Below are 18343 nucleotides of genomic sequence, written 5' to 3'. Positions count from 1 at the left end.
GACAGCATCTTTGGACACAAGGTCTCTCCTAAGCAATTACATACTGACTTAGTTTAAAAGCCCTAACGCGGCAACACCTTTACCCACAGCGGCAGTGGGTTTGAGATTTTGACCGGCAGGGTTTCCGCCAGCATGGCCAGAACGCGATCCGTGTCGTTGAGCGGGAACGAGCCGACGATGCGCAAATCGGCAATCTGAGGGTCGCAAGTGACGTAGCCGTGCCGATAGCGATTGAGTTGCAGCAGAAATTCGCTCAAGGGCATGTTGTCGGCCAGCAGGAGCCCTTGCGACCAGGCTGGACGTTCCACATTGATGGCAGCCACCGCGTCAATTCGCTCCGAGTTAAAGCCTGTCGCCTGCCCGGCATGCAGGATGAGTTTGTTTGCGCCCGGTTTGCCGGGTTGAATTTCTACCGCATCGGCAAATACGCTTACTTGGCTGTTGCCGGGAAGCTGTCTAACGCTAAAGCGCGTTCCCAATGCGCGAACCCGGCCTTCCCGGCTATCGACGACAAACGGGCGATGCATGCCTGCGTTGTCCGCGGCGGTTTCGATATAAATCTCGCCGGAAACCAGTTGCAAGCGGCGCAGTTCCGTTGTGAAGTCCACATTGAAGGCGCTAGCGGTATCCAGCGTGACTTTTGAGCCGTCGGCCAGGATGATGGTTTTGCCTACGCCTAACGCCGTTTGGTAATCGGCGCTCCATTCCTGTAAATACCTGCCTCGCGAGATTTGCCAGCTCGTAAAGCCAATTGCGCCGAATACCGCCAAAGTTTTCAATGTACGTCGGCGGTAAAGATCGGGTTGATTGAGTGCCGCTGAAGCTGCCTGCGACGGCAGGTTTTGGAATTTATGGGTAAAAAACTCAACTTTTGACCAAGCCGCTTGATGATCGGGATGCGCCTGCAGCCACGCCTGCCATTGCTCCATTTCCGCTTTCGATACCGCGCCGGAACCTAACACCGCAAACCACTCGGCGGCTTCAGCCAGTATGCCGGGGTGAATCTCAAGGCGATCTGGATTTAGCATTTGGTTTTTAAAATTCGCTAGTCAAAAGATGCAGCATGGCGCGGGCCATGTATTTTTTGACCATGCGATCCGTTACGTTCAGCTGCCGGCCAATCTCGATATAGGTTAAGCCCTCCAGTTGCGACATCAAGAAGGCTTTACGTACTTTGGCCGGCAATTGATCGAGCATTTCGTCGATTTCCTGCAGCGTGGCAAGGATGATGGCGTTTTCCTCGGGCGACGGCATCAGTGCTTCGGGATAGGCGGCTATCCTGTTCAGATAAGCCTGTTCTATCGCCGTTTTGCGCCAATGATTGACCAGCAAGCCCTTGGCGATAGTGGTCAAAAAGGCTCGTGGTTCTTGTATGTCGTGGATCTGATTAGAGGCGATAACCCGCATGAAAGTGTCGTGAGCATGGTCCTCCGCCTGCAGGCGGCACTGCACCCGCTTAGCCAACCAAGCCAGCAGCCAGGAATGGTGCTGCCGATAAAGTTGAGTCAGGGCTTGATTAGCGAGCAGTTCTGTCGTCATCGGCAATTCCTAAGTGTGCTTGATAAGCATAACGCTAAAGTTACAAACCCAGTGTTCAAACACGATCTTAGTCACTCCGCTTAGCCTGCCGTTTGCCGAGTAAACGCGCCGCAATCAGGCCGTTTTTAGATGAAAATCTAAAACCTTCAGCAACGAGTGTGCCTATTATTTGGTATCAAACTTGATCGCTGCGCAACCAAAACGATAAAGCCAATCAAATCAATGGAATATCTATGCCGCAGCGTTGCAAAAAATTAACACCATTAAGGCTTTCAAAATCATCAACACTAACCCACGCACAAACAGTGTGTCATATCGCCTATTTTTAGTTAAAAACAAGTGAAATGCCGCAAAGTTTTCGTAGCGGGGTTTCCATCATGGTTCCAAGCTGCGTCCCTTCAGTCCGAACTGGCTTTCCAGGTCCAAGTGCTGCTGCATGCGAATCACGTCTTTAAAGCCTTCGAACGATAGCTCGCTGTTAACATTCGCAGTACTGCCGTCGGCCTTTAACGTATTAAAGCAATCCAGCATCGCTTGGGTGGCCGAGAATAAGCCGGACAAGGCGAAGGCGACTAATTTATAGCCCATGGCGTCCAGTTCGGCCACAGACAGATTGGGGGTTTTGCCGCCTTCTATGATATTGGCGAACAGCGGCACGCCTTGAAAATGCCGCGCCACCTCAGCCAGCTCTTCGCGCGATTGCGGGGCTTCGATAAACAGTACGTCGGCGCCGGCGGCCAGATAACGCTCGCCGCGTGCTATCGCGCCGTTTAGTCCTTCCAGGGCCCGCGCATCGGTCCTGGCCACAATTACCAACCCGGAATCGCCGCGCGCATAAACCGCCGCTTTGATCTTTTCTACCTGTTCGTCTGCGGATACCACGCGTTTTCCTTCGAAATGCCCGCACTTTTTCGGCCATTCCTGATCCTCCAAAATGATGCCGGCCACTTGCGACTGGACAATGTCCTGTACGGTTCTGATCACGTTCAGCGGATTGCCGTAGCCGGTATCCATGTCCGCAATCAGCGGAATGGCCACACTGCCGGCGATGCGTTTGGCGGCATCGATCATTTCGCCGGCGGTCAGATAACCGAAATCCGGTTTACCCAACAGGGATGCGGCGATACCGAAGCCGCTGGAAAAAATGAAATCGAAACCGGCCCGCTCCGCCGCCAGCGCGCCTATGCAGTCGTAAACCGCCGGTGCGGCGTGAACGCCGGGTTGTTCTATCATGTGTCGCAGTTTATTTTTCATGGGCTGTTTTCCTGGGTATTGTCTGCTCTATTAATACAAATCGCTCAAGCTTACCTTACGCAGCTTAGGCGCCAGTTTCGCGGTCGCCGCGACTACGGTCAAGGTCATCACGCCGCCGAACAACACCGACGGCACCAAGCCCAGCCAGCGCGCGGTGACACCGGACTCGAACGCGCCCAACTCGTTGGAGGAACCAATGAAAATGCCGTTAATCGCCGAGACCCGGCCGCGCAGCGCATCGGGCGTCGCCAGTTGCAAAATCGTCGAACGCATTACCACCGATACCCCGTCGCAAACGCCGGACAGCATCAAAAACACTGCGCCGAACCAAAAATTAGCGGCCAGCGCAAACGCTATCATGCACAAACCGAAGCCCGCTACCGCCGTCAGCAGCCAGCGGCCGGCATGGCGGTTTATCGGGTGGCGGGCCAGGAACAGGCCGGTGACAACCGCCCCGACCGCCGGCGCCGCCCGCAAAATACCCAGCCCCTCGGCGCCGTAATGGAACACATCCTGAATAAAAGCCGGCAACAGCGCCACCGCGCCGCCGAACAATACCGCAAACATATCCAACGACTGCGCGCCGAGCACCACTTGGTTATTAAACACAAACCGCAAGCCCTCGCCTATGCTGGCGAAAATCGGCGCCGCCACGGCCGGCGGCGGCTGTTTGACCCGCAGCGTTAACAACGCCATTGCCGCCAGCAGGCATAAACCGCTCGCCACCCCGTAAGCAGCTGTCTTGCCGACCCAGGCCACCAACACGCCGCCCAGAGCCGGTCCGCCGACCAGGCCGAAATTAATCACCGAACTGCCGATACCCGACGCTTTAACAAAATCTTTTCGCGGCAACAGCAGCGCGAACAAAGCACTGTAGCTGGGGCCCAGGAACGCCCGCGCCAAGCCGGTACAGGCCACCGTGGCATAGATCCACCACCGCGGATCACCCGGCAGGCGCGCATCCGCCACCAGCACCAAGATCCCCGCGTTCAGCGCCAGCAAGCAGCAGGCGGCGATACCGAACCAGCGCCGCGAATAATGATCCACCGCATAACCGGCAAACAGCGCGCAGCAAAAATAAGGAATCACTTCCGCCAGCCCCACCAAGCCCAGGGCCAGTGTGTCGTGGGTCAATTCGTAGATATGCCAGCCCACCACGGTGGCCGTTACTTGGTAAGCCAGCACCGCCAAGCCGCGAAAAGCCAGTAGTTTGAAAAACGCCTTATTGATGATGCCGGTGGATGCCATGAATGTCCTGATAAGCCGGCCGATAATTGCGCCGGTTCGATTGTAAATGGGCGCTTAGTTTAGCGGGCTTGAGGCGGTCTCGATGCGGAATTTTGTGGGGCGAGGAGTAAATGTAAGGGAGTGTCAAAGCGTTGATTTATTTCCAGCCCATTTTAGGCCTTGCTGCGTGAGGCGATATTGCTGCAAGCGGCTGTTAGGTTTGCCTAGAATGGTCATTTCAATTAGCCCCAGATCCAGCACCGGTTTCAAGTAGCGTGCGCGGAAGGACTCCCGATCTTTTAGGCTTAGCTGGCTTTGTAATTCATGACGCGCCAGTGGTTTTTTATCAACCCCAACCAGCACTTTCAGCAACATCCCGACTTGCGGGGTAACTTGCTGGCTGACTTGCGGGGTATTACTTTGAATAGTTTCCAATATCACGCCCAGCATAAATTCGATAAACGGCGCTGAATCGGTTTTTTGGGTGCTCAGGTTGATCGCTTGGTAATACTCACTTTGATGTGCATGCACCATACTTTCAACCGGCAATTGAGCGAGTATCGGATTCGACTGGCTCAAGATCAATCTCTGCCATAAGTGCCCCATACGGCCGTTACCGTCGGCGAAAGGGTGAATAAACTCGAATTCGTAGTGAAATACCGAACTGGTGATGAGCGGATGCTGATCGGTGACGACAAGCCAGCTAAACAAATCGCCCATCAGTTTCTTGACGCGATTGGCAGGCGGCGCCATGTGCACCACCACATCGCCATTCATTACGCTAACATTACCCTTGCGATAGCGTCCAGCATCGTCAATTAATCCCGCCATTAACACCTGATGCGCCTGCAACAAGTGTTTTTCGTTAGCCGGCTGCCAACTTTCGAACTGTTGTAGGCTTTAATAGCATTACGGGCTTCCTGAATATCCTTGGGCGGAGCCATCACCCGCTTGCCGTCCAAAATGGCGGTGATCTGTGCCTCGCTTAAAGTGTTGCCTTCAATGGCCAGAGAGCCTTGAATGGTGCGAATACGGTTGATACGCCTCAGGCGCAAATTGTTGTCATCCGCCTGTACCGACAATCGCCCCAGTTGTTCGCTGATGTTGGAAATCAGGCGAATGATGGCCGAGGTGATGGTGTAAGGCGGTTGGTAGCGTTTAGCCATCGCATGAACCGATAAGGTGGGCATGCCAATGCCCAGCGCGTGATCCGCGTGGGCACAAAAAATGATCACCCTCACCCCGGCCCTCTCCCAGTGGGAGAGGGAGAAACACTCGCTCAGGCAACCGCTTGCTCGACAATCGCGTCGGCGAGCTGGAGTTGCGTGGTTTGTGCCTCGGTGATGCGGGCTTTGAGGGTGTCGCAGATGGCCATCAGTTCATCGACTTTGGCGACGATACGGTGTTGTTCGGCGAGAGGGGGTAGTGCGATCACTAACATTCGTATTTGCTCTCTCGATACATTTTTCATAGAGCTGCTAGTGCCTCCCGCCACTTTTGAATAGTAATTTCGGGAGTAATCACTGCTGTTTACAAGATTGATAAATTCAGCACTGACCTTATTAGAAAAAACAAAACGGATTATTTTGTCGCTCATCATTAAATGCCTAGGTGGATTTTCTGGCACGATAACAGCGCGAGCAACTAATTCGGCTGTATTCGCTCTTGAAATCAAAAAATCGCCTGCCATTATTTCGTACTCTGGTTTTGGTTCAAGTGCTTTTGGCAATGCTTTGTTTTCTTCTGGATTAAACTTACCCCAAGTCACAGCACTGACTTTTAAAACACCCCAGTTTTCACATACTCGCGGTGTAGATTCGCAGTTTGGGCTCCAACCGGCCTCAGAATGTAGGGAGAGATTGTTTAATCTTGTCCACGCCCAACCAACGGGTAATTCAAAAATTATTTCTTCTTCACTAACCGGAGGAAGTGGTTTTTGATTTTTAAGAACACCCTCTTTGATTAATTCAGATTTTTCATGGGCAACGTTTTCTATCAATATACTAGCCACTTGATCATTCGGATCCTGCGGAACTAGTTTGCCCATGACGGCGAGTTGCAGGAGGGTTTGTTTGAGTTGGTCGATGCTGTGCTCGGTGGTGAACAGGGTGTCGAAGTGGTCGGCGATACGGCTCCAGGTTTGCTCGAATTCTGCGTTGTCGGCGGCTTGGTTGCCGGAAATTGCTCCTGCATTTCCGGCATACACGCCATCCCTGGCGATAAGCGCGTCGAGCAGGGTTTGCACCAGGGTTTGATGGGCGGCGATGCTGTCGGTTTGCTGCTGTTCCAGTTGATCGCACAGCGCCATCAATTCATCGACTTTGGCGACGATGCGGTGTTGTTCAGCGAGCGGCGGTAATGCTAAAACTATGTCTTTGATTTGAGCAGTGCTTAGATTTGGAATCGCACTACCCATTGACTTTGCTAAGTTTTCTTGGATTTTTGTTGTTAATGGGTAATAAAGAAATCTGCTATAACAAATGAAAGGCGAAATCTTTCCTACCCGTTGGTTTAAATAAAAAATTTCATCTGTAGAATTAAATCCTAATTTACCTGTAGTCGCGCCAGACATGGCAATTACCATTTCGCCACTTTTTACTATAAAGGAATCAACTAATTCATCAGCAATACTCTTATTTACCCTCGACATGGATTCAGTGACAATTTCCCCATTTTGAATATCTCCAATTTTAACGACACCAATTCCTTGATCGGTAAAATCACTGCTTTTAAAAGCATACCCATTTACAAACTCGCATATTTCACCAAGTCGACACCATTTCCAACCATGAGGCAATTCAAATGTCATTTCATCAAAGCCAATTTCATCCAATGGCTTTTGGGTTTTAATTTCTCCAGCACAGACTAATTTATTTTTTACGTCATTAATTTGGTTTAGCAAATCATTCGCCGACTCATCATTCGGGTCTTGTGGCACCAATTTCCCCCGCACCGCCAATTCCAAAATCAATTCGCGCAGTTTTTTAATGCCGTAAGCGGTGTACTTGGCGTTGCGGGTGCTGGTTGGATTCCCCTCACCCCGGCCCTCTCCCGCTGGAGAGGGGGATTTGTTGCCTCGGCCTGCTCTGCTTTTGCTGACGATGGCAGTGGTCCAGAGGTCTAAATGTTGGCTGATTAAATCGGTCATTGAGATTGTTTACTGTTCGATAGTCAATTGAGTTTTCGGCTTGGGATTGCCTGCTCCCTCTCCGAAGGGAGAGGGTTGGAGTGAGGGGAAATTAAAAGCTGTGGCTTTATTCTTGTGCCACTTGCCAAAAGTCGATCATTGCGGCTTCGCATTGATTTAAAACACCCTCACCCTAGCCCTTTCCCACTGGGAGAGGGGATTTATTGTTAGCGTTGCAAGGCGTGCTGCAATGCGGCTTTGAGCTGTTCGCGCAATTGGCCGATTTCCTGTTGCTGTTGGGCATATAACTGCAACAGTTCTTCCGGGTCGTGGCTGACTTGCTCGCCGACGTGCGGGTTTTTGATGTCCAGGTTGTAGTTGCGGGCTTTGATGTCGTCGAATGAGACTTTCCATGCCTGTTCGGTTTGCACGCGGGCGGCAAAGCCGTCGTCGGCATCGCCCCACCAGTCGATTTCGGTTTGAAATTCTTCGAAACGCATGGGTTTGGTTTTGTTATAGCTTTTAACGCCGTCCGGATAAGGATGTTCGTAATACCAAACCTGCTCAGTGGGGCCGCCCTTGCTGAAAAACAGGATGTTGGTTTTGATGCCGGTGTAGGGGTTGAACACGCCGTTGGGCAATCTAACAATCGTGTGCAGGTTGCATTCGGTCAGCAAGGTTTCCTTCAAGCGGGTTTTCATGCCTTCGCCGAATAGAAAACCGTCCGGTAATACCACGGCGGCGCGACCATGCTCTTTAAGCAATTTGATGATCAAGGCCATGAACAGGTCGGCGGTTTCGCGGGTGCGCAGGTGTGCCGGAAAGTTGTTTTCGATGCCGTCTTCTTCCATGCCGCCGAATGGCGGGTTGGTGACGATGACATCGACTCTATCTTTGTTGCTGTAATCCTTATACGGCCGGCTGAGGGTGTTGTCGTGGCGGATATTGGTGGGTGTGTCGATGCCGTGCAATATCATGTTGGTGATGCAGAGCATGTGCGGCAGGGCTTTTTTCTCGACGCCGTTAATCGAGGCTTGCAGAGTTTCTTCGTCTGCGCCGGTTTTGCGGTAATGTTCGCGTTTGTGGTCGATAGTGCAAGCCAAAAAGCCGCCGGTGCCGCAAGCCGGGTCGAGTACCGTTTCGTGCAGTTTGGGGTCGATGCGGTCGACGATGAAACGGGTGACGGCACGCGGGGTGTAGAACTCGCCGGCATTACCGGCACTTTGCAGGTCTTTAAGGATTTGTTCGTAGATGCTGCCGAAAGTGTGGCGGTCGGCGGTGTTGTTGAAGTCGATTTCGCAGATTTTGTTGATCACCTGCCGCATCAGGGTGCCGGACTTCATATAGTTGTAGGCGTCTTCAAATACGTCGCGCACCACTTGGGCGCGCTGGCCGGTGGGGCCGTGCAGCGGCAGTTTGTCTTTTAAGGTGGGGAATAGTTGCAGGTTGACGAAATCGGCTAGTTCGTCACCGGTCATGCCTTCCGGGTTTTTGGCCCAGTTGCGCCAACGCAGGTGGTTGGGCAATGGCGATTGGTAGTCGTCTTCTATCAATTCCAGTTCGGCTTCACGGTCATCGAAGATTTTTAAGAAAAACATCCACACCAATTGACTGATGCGCTGGGCGTCGCCATCGACGCCGACATCTTTGCGCATGATGTCTTGGATGGATTTGATGATGCCGGAAACGTTACTCATGTTGGTTATTTGTCCTGTGTTTTAAAGCCCTCTCCGGAGCACCCAAAGGGCATAAAGGAGAGGGTTGGGTGAGGGGAAATTAAAAAGCCAGAGCGTTTTTTGACCCCCTCATCCCTACCTTCTCCCGGAGGGAGAAGGAGCTGTTAATCTAAAATATTTAAAATCGCCATCCTGATGACTTCTAAAACACCGGTGGTGTTTTGCAGTACTTCGTTGTTCCAAAAACGCAGCACTTTAAAGCCGCGTTGTTGCAGTTGTTGCGTGCGATACTGGTCATATTCGATCTGTTCTGCATGTTGTCCGCCGTCCAGTTCAACTATCAATTTTAACTCCAGACAAACAAAATCGACGATATAAGGTTCAATTGCAAACTGCCTTCTAAATTTATGTCCAAGCAGGTGGCGATTACGTAAGTATTGCCAAAGTAACTTTTCGATATCGGTTTGGTTTTTTCTGAGGCTGCGGGCGTTGGTGATTAAGTCCATGTTTTATTCTACTAACTCGATATCCTCCCCCTCTCCTGATGGAGAGGGTCGGGGTGAGGAGATTAAAATTAATTTTATTCCCCTCATCCTAACCTTCTCCCCGAGGGAGAAGGAACTGCCATTATCGCGATTGGTTATCGTAAAGCGCCCATTCTAATTCCTGGAGGGCGGATTCGTAACTATCCTTACCGCCAAAGACTTGGTTGATGATTTCTACCGGGGTGCCGATGTCGCTGAAGGGTTTGAGCTTGAGCACTTTGGCGCTTTCAATACTGGCGATGCCTTCATCGGCGTATTTATCCAGCAAGGCGGTTAATACGGCTCTGGCCTGCTCGCCGTATTTGGTGAAGTAGTTGCGCTTTTTGACATTGTTGGCGCGTTCCTTACGGGTTAACGGCGGCTGGTCGTAAGCGATGTGGGCGATCAAGTCAAAGTCGCCGTAATCCTTGCCGACTTCCGCAGCTAGGTTGTCTAAGACGATGCCGTAGTCTTCCAGTAGATCGATAATGGCCTGTTTCTTTTTGGCACTATGCCAGCTGTTGAGAAAATCATCTAACGATGCGAATTCCGACTGAATCTGTTTGCGAGTGAAGTCGCGGTAGGATTCTGTAATCAGGGTACCATCAGGCCCCAGATATTCGACCCGCTCGGCAAGTATTTTGACTGGGATGCCACTGACGCGGAACTTGTAAATGCCGGTTGGTTCTTCGATTTCACCGCCATCGGTCTCATCTTCGGGTTCCGGATCGGGTGGCACGGGGTCGTCTTCGTCGTCGGGTTCGTAAATCACTACCGGTTCGCCGTCAAAATCCGGATCGCGAAACAGTTCGGTGGCTTTTTTGAAATCCATGATGGTAAAGAAGAATTTGCCGAATTCTTCGTCGATACGGGTGCCTCGACCAATGATTTGTTTGAACACGGTCATAGAGCTGATGGTTTTATCCAGCACAATCAGCTTGCAGGTTTTGGCATCGACGCCGGTAGTGAGTAATTCCGAGGTGGTGGCAATGACTGGGAATGTGCTTTCCGGGTCGATAAAGTTGTCCAGTTCGGCTTTGCCTTCCACGCTGTCGCCGGTAATGCGCATCACGTATTTGGGGTTATCGATTGCCAACTTGCCGGCGGCGTTGACGATGGCCACGCGCATGCGTTCGGCATGGTCGATGTCTTCGCAAAAGATGATGGTTTTGGCGTAAGGGTCGGTCGCCAACAGGTATTTCATCACGCGTTTGGCCACCAGCTTGGTGCGCTGGTTGAGTACCAAAATTCGATCCATGTCGGCTTGGTTGTAGGTGCGGCTTTCGATAGCGTTGCCTAAATCGTCGATCATGCCTTGCGGCGGCGTCCAGCCGTGGATGTCCTTGTCGATGTCGATGCGCACCACCTTGTAGGGTGCGAGAAAGCCGTCTTCGATGCCTTGTTTGAGGCTGTAGGTGTAAACCGGTTTGCCGAAGTAATCGGTGCTGGAGACGTATCTGGTTTCTTTGGGGGTGGCGGTTAGACCCAGTTGAATGGCGTCGTTGAAATAATCCAGGATTTCCCGCCAGGCCGAATCATCTGCAGCGCTGCCACGGTGGCATTCGTCGATGACTATCATGTCGAAAAAGTCGGGCGAGACGTTTTTGAAGATTTTGTCTTCTTCTGCCGGGCCGGTGATGGCTTGATAGAGGCCCAGGTAAATTTCGTACGCCGGGTCGATTTTGCGGTTTTTGATTTTGGTCATCACCGAACCGAACGGCTTGAAGTCGTTGACTAGGGTTTGATCGACCAAAATGTTACGGTCTGCCAAAAATAGGATGCGTTTAACTCGCTTGGCCTTCCACAGTCGCCAGATGATTTGGAAGGTGGTGTAGGTTTTGCCGGTGCCGGTGGCCATGACTAACAAAACGCGATTTTGCTCGTTGGCGACGGCTTCGATGGTGCGATTGATGGCTTCGACTTGGTAATAGCGGGGTTCTTTGCTGGAACTGTCTTCGTAATAGGGTTGAATGACCAGCTTTTCGTGTTGGTCGGCTATGCCGCGAAATTGTTTGTAGCGTTGCCAAAGTTGCTCAGGTGACAAGAATGCGGTTAGCGACAGTTCTGTTTCGATGTCTTCGCCCTCGGAGGGTACTTTATTATGTGCAGCAAAGGCGTCGCCGTTAGAGCTGAAGGCGCTGGGTACTTGCAGAATGTCTGCATAACCCAAGGCTTGTTGCAGGCCGTGACTGACTGTGTGTTTGTTGTCTTTGGCCTCGACCACTGCCACCGGTACGCTAGGCTCCCAGTACAGCACATAGTCGGCGAATTTTTTCTTCTTCTTATTGCGCGAGGATATATTGCCTCTAACGACGATAGGGCCAGGGGTTAAGGTCACTTCTCGTCTGATCTGCCGCATGGCATCCCAACCGGCATCGCGGATAGCGGGGGTAATGAACAAATCGCAGATGTCGGTTTCGCTAAGGGCTTTTTTATCTTTGCAGTCCATTGGGAAAAGTCCTAATTTGAGTCGCAACAATGGTATGAGCACCAATGCTTATTTGCTGGTGGAAACCTTAAGTTCCAGTGTGTGCGGTCAGAAATCATTGTTGTATCTCCTTTACCTGTCAATTGCTGTGCTAGACAAGAATAGCAACAGCGGATTGTCCGGGGACACTTCGAATCCAAAGCGTCGATAGTAACCAGCCGCTGATTCATCGATGGCGTCGACAAACAAGCCGATGCCGCCTGCCTCGCTGTGAATAGGCCGCGCGCGCATCAAGGCATCAATCAATAGCAACTCCCCCAGCCCTTTATTTTGGAACGTCTGGTCGACGGCTAACCGACCCAATCGCACACCAGGTATGCGGCGAGGCAGTTTCTTGCGCCACGCGTCAGGCAGATGGCGATTTTCAAGTTCGGCTAGTGTGAGTGCGTAATAAGCACAGATTTCAGTTGGCTTGGCTTCGTCGATAGCCACAAAGGTTTTGGACAAGCCTTTGTCCTGATGCTGGCGAGCAACCTTTCGCAACCAGTCATTCAGTTCTTCGCAGCCGCAATCAAACCTTTGACTATCATGGTCCCCAGTTAAAGGTATTATCCGCATCGTTTTGTTTGGCATCTCGATAGCGCTGCATAGCGGCCTGCAGCTTGGCGTTGGGTTGCGACGGGTTTTCCATCAGATCAAGCAACCAATTCCAGTCGCGAGGGGACAAACGGATCACTTCTTCGCGCTCGATAACGGCCTGAGCTTCTTTTAAAGCCGACTGCACTAAAAACTGATTGACCGTGGCGCCGCTCAGTTCGGCGGCACGACACAATGTTTGGTAAACCTCATGCGGGACACGAGCGCCGATACGGTCTTGCTTGGCTGTGGCGTGTTCCATAGTGTTTACCTGCGTTTAAACGGAATGTTCTGCTCAGTATAACGCTGTCACCAAAATGACGCCACAACAAGAAGGTAGTGTCAGTATCAGACGCCGACCGCACTACATCAGATACCTTTAATATGGGCGGATTGGCTAGCAATATCTTACGGGGATAGATTGGGATGGTGGCGTTTTGACCGGTTTTTGCCCGTGACCAAAGTCGCCGCTCTTTGTCTAGCTATTAGTCGCAGCGCTGCATTGTGGGCACAAAAACCGTGCCCACCCTACCCGACTACCCGACTTTCTCGCCGCAGCGCGGCGAAATCTGGGTTCCCACGCTGCGCGTGGGAACCCGGCTAAACATCGTTTATTCAAGCCTCAATTCCGCGTGGACACAAAAACCGTGCCCACGCTACCCGACTCGCTTTATGGCTTTAGACCGCTTCGATCAAGCTGGCATCGTAATCTGTCGGTGCTTCAAAGCCCAGCAGGTTCAAGGTGGTGGCGGCCAGATTGGACAGGCCCGCCGCCGGTAAATCCTGGCGTAGTTTATAGCCTGGATTCGTATCGGCGGAAACCAACACGAACGGTACTGGGTTTAACGTGTGCGAGGTTTTGGCCTTGGTGCGGCCTTCCGCGTTACGGGTTACCTTGCCTTTTTTATCCAGTTCGTACATTTCATCGGCGTTGCCGTGGTCGGCGGTGATAATCGCCGTGCCGTTGGCGGCCAAAATGACGGGTATCAGCCGAGCCAATTGCAAATCCAGGCCTTGCATGGCGGTAACCGCCGCCTCGAAATTGCCGGTATGGCCGACCATGTCGCCATTGGCATAGTTAACCCGCAGGTAGCGGTGTTTGCCGCTGCGAATAGCGTCTATCAGTGCGTCGGTGATTTCGGCGCATTTCATCCACGGGCGTTGTTCGAAAGGCACCACGTCGCTAAGGATTTCCACATAGGTTTCCAGTGCGTCATCGAATTTGCCGGAGCGGTTGCCGTTCCAGAAATAGGTGACGTGGCCGAATTTCTGGGTTTCGCTGATGGCGTATTGGGAAACACCGCTTTTGGCCAAATATTCGCCCATGGTTCTGTCGATGGCCGGCGGTTCCACCAGAAAGCGCGGCGGCAAATGGGTGTCGCCGTCGTACTGCATCATGCCGGCATAGGTAACTTTGGGCAGCGGGCCACGTTCGAACGGGGCAAATTCTTCTTCAATGAAGGCGCGGGAAATTTCTATGGAGCGGTCGCCGCGGAAGTTAAAGAACACTACCGCATCGCCATCGACGATAGGACCTAACGGTTGGCCGTTTTTGGCGATGACGAAACCGGGCAAACCCTGATCGATGACATGGGCTTCGTTACGGTAGGTTTCGATAGCCTGGTGAGCGTTGGCAAATTGCCGGCCTTCGGCGCGCACATGAATATCCCAGCCGCGTTTGACCATGCTCCAGTCCGCTTCGTAGCGGTCCATGGTGATGCTCATGCGACCGCCGCCGGAGGCAATCGCCACGTCGAATTCCGGACTACGCAAGCTGTCCAGATAGGCTTCAAACGGATCGACATAATCCAGCGCCGAGGTCTCGCCGACATCGCGGCCGTCCAGCAAAATATGAATGCGTGCCTTAGCCACGCCTTCGGTTTTAGCTTGTTCCAGCATCGCCTTCAAATGGTCGATGTGAGAATGTACGTTACCATCGGAAAACAGGCCGAGGAAATGCAGGGTGCCGCCTTGTTTGGCGGTAGCGACGACATCGTGCCAGGCTTGGCCTTGCCACAGGTGTCCGCTGGTGATGGATTCCGCTACCAGTTTAGCGCCTTGGGCGAACACGCGGCCCGCGCCCATGGCGTTATGACCGACCTCGCTATTACCCATGTCGTCGTCGCTAGGCATGCCGACCGCTTTGCCGTGCGCCAGCAATGTGGTCATCGGATAGCTTGCAATCAACCGGTCCAGAGTCGGAGTACGGGCGGTCTTGACCGCATCGCCGTCTTCGCGCGGAGAAATGCCGACACCATCCAGCACAATGGTAACGACGGGGCCGGAACAAGCGGAAAAACGGGAGGATTTTTCTAATTTCATAGGATTATCGAGTGAGTGAAAAGTCAAAAGATGGATGTATAACAGGGCCGTAGAGGCGATCAGCGGCCTATTTTACCATTTATGCCGCTTACCTAGGCCAGCTTGAATGTAATAATCGAAAAACGTCGAATATGCCGAATACCGGCGAAGCACGTCGGACAGCCTGGACTGACGTTAGACGGTTGGATTTTGCTAACAATGACTTCCCTCTTTTAAAAAAGGGGGATCGAAGGGGATTTATTTACCCCCCCTACCCCTCTTTATCAAAGAAGGGACAATAATCGTGTGATTCGCAGTAAGCCGAATTCCGGAAAGTTATTTTTGACCGTATCCTTATTCATTTACCCATCTCATACTGGGTATGGCGAATTGGCCCGTACTTCGAACCGCCCATACCGTAACAATATCGCCGGCAACAACAGCAGATTCAACAGCGTCGACGACACCAAACCGCCGATGATGATGGCCGCCATCGGCCCCATGATTTCCCGCCCCGGATTGTCGCTGTCGAAGGCCACCGGCAGCATGGCCAACGCGGTAACCAGCGCGGTCATTAGGATGGACGGCAGCCGCTCCTGCGCACCGCGCAACGCCGTCGCCGCCGACCAGCTCTGACCTTCGCGCTCAATCAGATGCCGGTAATGCGAAATCAACATGATACAGTTGCGCACGGTAATACCGAACAAGGTCACAAAACCGACAAACGAACCCACCGATAAGGCCGCGTCGGTCAACACCACCGCCAGCACGCCGCCCAGCAAGGCAAACGGCAGATTTACCAAAGTCAGCAGCATATGCCGCATGCTGCCCAGTGCGATATAAATAAAAACCAATACGCCGGCTCCCGCCATTAGCGATTGCAAGATCAAGGTCCGACGGGCCTTGGCCTGCTCAATTGCCGCACCGATAAATTCCGGATAGCTATCGCTGCTCCAGACGATATCGTTTAATAACCGGCTTTTCAGTTCTCGCATGAAGGCGTCCATATCGCGTCCCTCGACATTGCAGGTAACGCTCTGCGCCCTTAACCCGCCTTGGTGCAGAATGTTGTAACGACCTTCGCTATGACGAATCTCGGCCACCTGTCCAAGCAAGACCCGCTCGCCATCGGCATTTTTTAACGCAATTTGTCGCAAGGAATCGGCCCGTGTTTTCAACTCGGGCGGCAAGGTCACTGCCACATTGAAAATCCGGTTGCCTTGAATGTTTTTGCCGACGATACGGCCTTCGTATGCGGTTTCCAGCGCCAGCATGACCTGCGCCGGACTAATGCCGCGAAATTGCAACTGGTCCAGATTCAAGCGCACATCCAGTATCGAGGTGGCCGGCGGCGAACGCATTTGCACATCGACCGCACCGGGTATGGTTTGGATAATTTTTGCCGCGGCCTGGGCTTTAGCATCCAGCGCGGCCAAATCGTTGCCGAAAATATTCACCACCACCGGCGCCGTATAGCCGGAAATGGTTTCGTCCACCCGTTCGGTCAAAAAGGTATTGGCTTCGTAATGAATACCCGGGAAGTGGTCCAGAATATCGCGCAAATCTTCCAATACCCGTTGTTGGCCGGCACCGGATAACGGTTTTAGCCTGACTTCGTATTCGCTGTAATGACTGCCATAGGTATCGGCACCGCGTTCCGCCCTGCCCGCCCACTGCGATACCGATTCCACCCCCTCGACGGCCAGAAATTGTTCGGTCAACAAGCTGCCGACCCGGATCGATTCGGTCAAGGAGGTGCCGGGCACGCTGGCGGTGTGCACGATGAAATGACCTTCGCGCAGTTCCGGCAGAAACTTGTGGTCCAGGCGTAAAAAGGCCAGCACGCCCAGCAGAAACAGCAGCAAACAGCTCAGGGCAACCGCTTTGAAGTGCCGCATTACCCATTGCAATTGCTGGGCATACAGCGGTTTCAGCCGCTTGATCAACGGCGGATCGATATCTTGCGATAAATTGCGTTTTAGCAATAAATGGCATAAGGCCGGCGTCAACGTCAGCGCCACCAGCAACGACATTAATATCGCCAGAATATAGGAATAGCCCAAGGGCGAAAACAAGCGCCCGGCCACGCCGCTCAAGGTCAATAACGGCACGAATACCAGGGCGACGATAAAGCTGGCATAGACCACCGAACCGCGCACTTCCAGGGAAGCCTGCTGGATGACTTCGGCAATGCCGGTCGGTCGTGGTTTACGCTGGTTTTCCCGCAGCCGGCGAAAGATGTTTTCGGTGTCGATGATGGCGTCGTCGACCACTTCGCCCAAGGCTATCGCCAAGCCGCCCAACACCATGATATTTAGATTGACACCCATCTCCAGCAGCACGATCACCGCCGAGATCAACGACAACGGTATTGCCAGTGCAGCGATAAACGCGCTGCGAAAATTGAATAAAAACAGGTACAAAATCACCACTACAAACAAACCGCCGAACAACAAGTGGCCGGCCAGATTGTGTACCGAAGTCTCGATGTAATCGGCCGGCCGGAACAGGTGCGAGTAAAAGTCCACCCCCTGCTGTTTAAACAAAGGTGCAAATCCTGCCAACACGTTTTCCACCTGCCGCGACACCGATAAGGTATTGGCGCCGAACTGGCCGATTATCATCAGCACCACCCCGGGTTTGCCCATGATTTGGGCGGCGCTGATCGGCGGCGCGGCGGCGTATTGAATATCCGCCACATCGGCTAAGGTAATACTGCTGCCGTTTTGGCGCTTCACCACCAGACTTTTAAATTGCTCGGGGCTGGCCGGCTGCCCGCTGACTTGCAGCGTAAAGCGTTGATTGCTGTTTTCAATAAACCCGGCCCCGCTGATTTGCGCTGCCCCGCCGGCAGCGGCAACCACTTCGTCCAGACTCAGGTTAAAGCGCTGCAAAGCCTCCGGCCTTACCTGTACCTGCAGTTGCCGCACGTCGCCGCCGAATACATTCACATCGGCCACCCCTGGCACAGCCAACAAGCGGGGCGCCAAACTCCAATCCACCATGCTGCGTAACTCCATCATCGATTGACTGTCCGAACTCAAGCCAATCGTCAGCACGGTAGAAGAAGACGAGGACAACGGCACGGCTACCGGCGTACCGATACCCGCCGGCAGATGCTGCCCCACGCTGGCCAGCCGCTCGCTCACCAACTGGCGATTACGATAAATATCGCTGTCTTCGGCAAAGGTAGCGGTGATGATGGACAAGCCCTGTATCGATTCCGAGCGCAAGGCTTCCAGACCTATCAAGGAACGGATAGCGGTTTCGATGGGCAACGTCACCAGCACTTCCACCTGCTCGGCCGCCAAGCCGGGCGCTTCGGTTTGAATAATCACCCGTTTGGGGGCGAATTCCGGAAAAATATCCAGTCCCGCACTCATAAACCGGTAGACGCCGAAGGCCATCAGCAATACGGCCAGGGCGACGACGACGCCGGAATAGCGTATGGAAAAGCGAATTAGAGTAGCAAGCATGTATAAACCGACCAATATCAACCAGCGCGTATTGTGCCTTGTCGGACGGGTGCGGGTCTATGTTGGCCTGCAAGCTGCTTTCAGCAATAGCCGCTTGGCGTTTAAAACAGCTTACGTTATCCTGAAACAGTCTTGTCAGTTTGTAGCCCATTGAC

General features: G+C 52.8%; 15 protein-coding genes. 1 reads left to right on the top strand and 14 read right to left on the bottom strand.

Going from position 1 to position 18343, the window contains the following annotated elements; all coding sequences use genetic code 11:
- Nucleotides 1-62: 62 nt before the first annotated feature.
- The 14 genes from M0R33_RS14600 to M0R33_RS14535 all read right to left on the bottom strand — a co-directional run bounded on the left by M0R33_RS14600 (nt 63) and on the right by M0R33_RS14535 (nt 18188).
- Entirely contained in the window at nt 63-1028 is a 966-nt protein-coding gene (locus M0R33_RS14600; protein ID WP_292570642.1) for a FecR domain-containing protein, read from the bottom strand.
- Between the two features lie 7 nt (nt 1029-1035).
- Nucleotides 1036-1539 carry a sigma-70 family RNA polymerase sigma factor gene (locus M0R33_RS14595; RefSeq protein WP_292570639.1) on the bottom strand — a complete coding sequence of 168 codons (504 nt, stop codon included), beginning with the start codon at nt 1537-1539 and terminating at the stop codon, nt 1036-1038.
- A gap of 375 nt (nt 1540-1914) precedes the next feature.
- The gene (locus M0R33_RS14590) at nt 1915-2793 is read right to left on the bottom strand and encodes an oxaloacetate decarboxylase (protein WP_292570636.1); all 879 of its coding nucleotides are present in this window, start codon (nt 2791-2793) and stop codon (nt 1915-1917) included.
- A 30-nt stretch (nt 2794-2823) separates the two neighbouring features.
- Nucleotides 2824-4041, bottom strand: coding sequence for an MFS transporter (locus M0R33_RS14585; RefSeq protein ID WP_292570633.1), 1218 nt, complete (start codon nt 4039-4041; stop codon nt 2824-2826).
- Between the two features lie 123 nt (nt 4042-4164).
- On the bottom strand, nt 4165-4875 hold the full coding sequence (locus tag M0R33_RS14580; protein ID WP_292570630.1) for a Fic family protein: 711 nt from the start codon (nt 4873-4875) through the stop codon (nt 4165-4167).
- The gene (locus M0R33_RS14575) at nt 4851-5261 is read right to left on the bottom strand and encodes a hypothetical protein (protein WP_292570627.1); all 411 of its coding nucleotides are present in this window, start codon (nt 5259-5261) and stop codon (nt 4851-4853) included. The genes M0R33_RS14580 and M0R33_RS14575 overlap by 25 nt, the downstream gene beginning before the upstream one ends.
- A 38-nt stretch (nt 5262-5299) precedes the next feature.
- Nucleotides 5300-7168 carry a restriction endonuclease subunit S gene (locus M0R33_RS14570; protein ID WP_292570625.1) on the bottom strand — a complete coding sequence of 623 codons (1869 nt, stop codon included), beginning with the start codon at nt 7166-7168 and terminating at the stop codon, nt 5300-5302.
- 206 nt (nt 7169-7374) lie between these two features.
- Nucleotides 7375-8844, bottom strand: a complete 1470-nt coding sequence (locus tag M0R33_RS14565; protein ID WP_292570622.1) for a class I SAM-dependent DNA methyltransferase — start codon at nt 8842-8844, stop codon at nt 7375-7377.
- A gap of 143 nt (nt 8845-8987) precedes the next feature.
- Nucleotides 8988-9329: an endonuclease domain-containing protein gene (locus M0R33_RS14560; RefSeq protein ID WP_292570619.1), complete on the bottom strand. Its 342-nt coding sequence runs from the start codon at nt 9327-9329 to the stop codon at nt 8988-8990.
- Nucleotides 9330-9450: 121 nt separating this feature from the next.
- The gene (gene hsdR / locus M0R33_RS14555; RefSeq protein WP_292570616.1) at nt 9451-11796 is read right to left on the bottom strand and encodes an EcoAI/FtnUII family type I restriction enzme subunit R; all 2346 of its coding nucleotides are present in this window, start codon (nt 11794-11796) and stop codon (nt 9451-9453) included.
- 111 nt (nt 11797-11907) lie between these two features.
- Entirely contained in the window at nt 11908-12282 is a 375-nt protein-coding gene (locus tag M0R33_RS14550; protein WP_292570614.1) for a GNAT family N-acetyltransferase, read from the bottom strand.
- A gap of 79 nt (nt 12283-12361) precedes the next feature.
- Nucleotides 12362-12673 carry a DUF1778 domain-containing protein gene (locus tag M0R33_RS14545; protein WP_292570612.1) on the bottom strand — a complete coding sequence of 104 codons (312 nt, stop codon included), beginning with the start codon at nt 12671-12673 and terminating at the stop codon, nt 12362-12364.
- Nucleotides 12674-13089: 416 nt separating this feature from the next.
- Nucleotides 13090-14733, bottom strand: coding sequence for a 2,3-bisphosphoglycerate-independent phosphoglycerate mutase (gene gpmI, locus M0R33_RS14540; RefSeq protein ID WP_292570609.1), 1644 nt, complete (start codon nt 14731-14733; stop codon nt 13090-13092).
- A 350-nt stretch (nt 14734-15083) separates the two neighbouring features.
- A complete protein-coding gene (locus M0R33_RS14535) occupies nt 15084-18188 on the bottom strand; it encodes an efflux RND transporter permease subunit (RefSeq protein ID WP_292570605.1) in 3105 nt (1034 codons plus the stop codon).
- Here M0R33_RS14535 and M0R33_RS14530 point away from each other — a divergent pair.
- Nucleotides 18187-18342, top strand: coding sequence for a hypothetical protein (locus M0R33_RS14530; RefSeq protein ID WP_292570602.1), 156 nt, complete (start codon nt 18187-18189; stop codon nt 18340-18342). The two genes, M0R33_RS14535 and M0R33_RS14530, sit on opposite strands and share 2 nt — an antisense overlap.
- The last annotated feature ends 1 nt before the right edge of the window (nt 18343 follow it).

This window comes from Methylomonas sp., assembly GCF_023228165.1.
Taxonomy (GTDB): Bacteria; Pseudomonadota; Gammaproteobacteria; order Methylococcales; family Methylomonadaceae; genus Methylomonas.
This window is presented reverse-complemented; position numbering and strand designations above follow the sequence as displayed.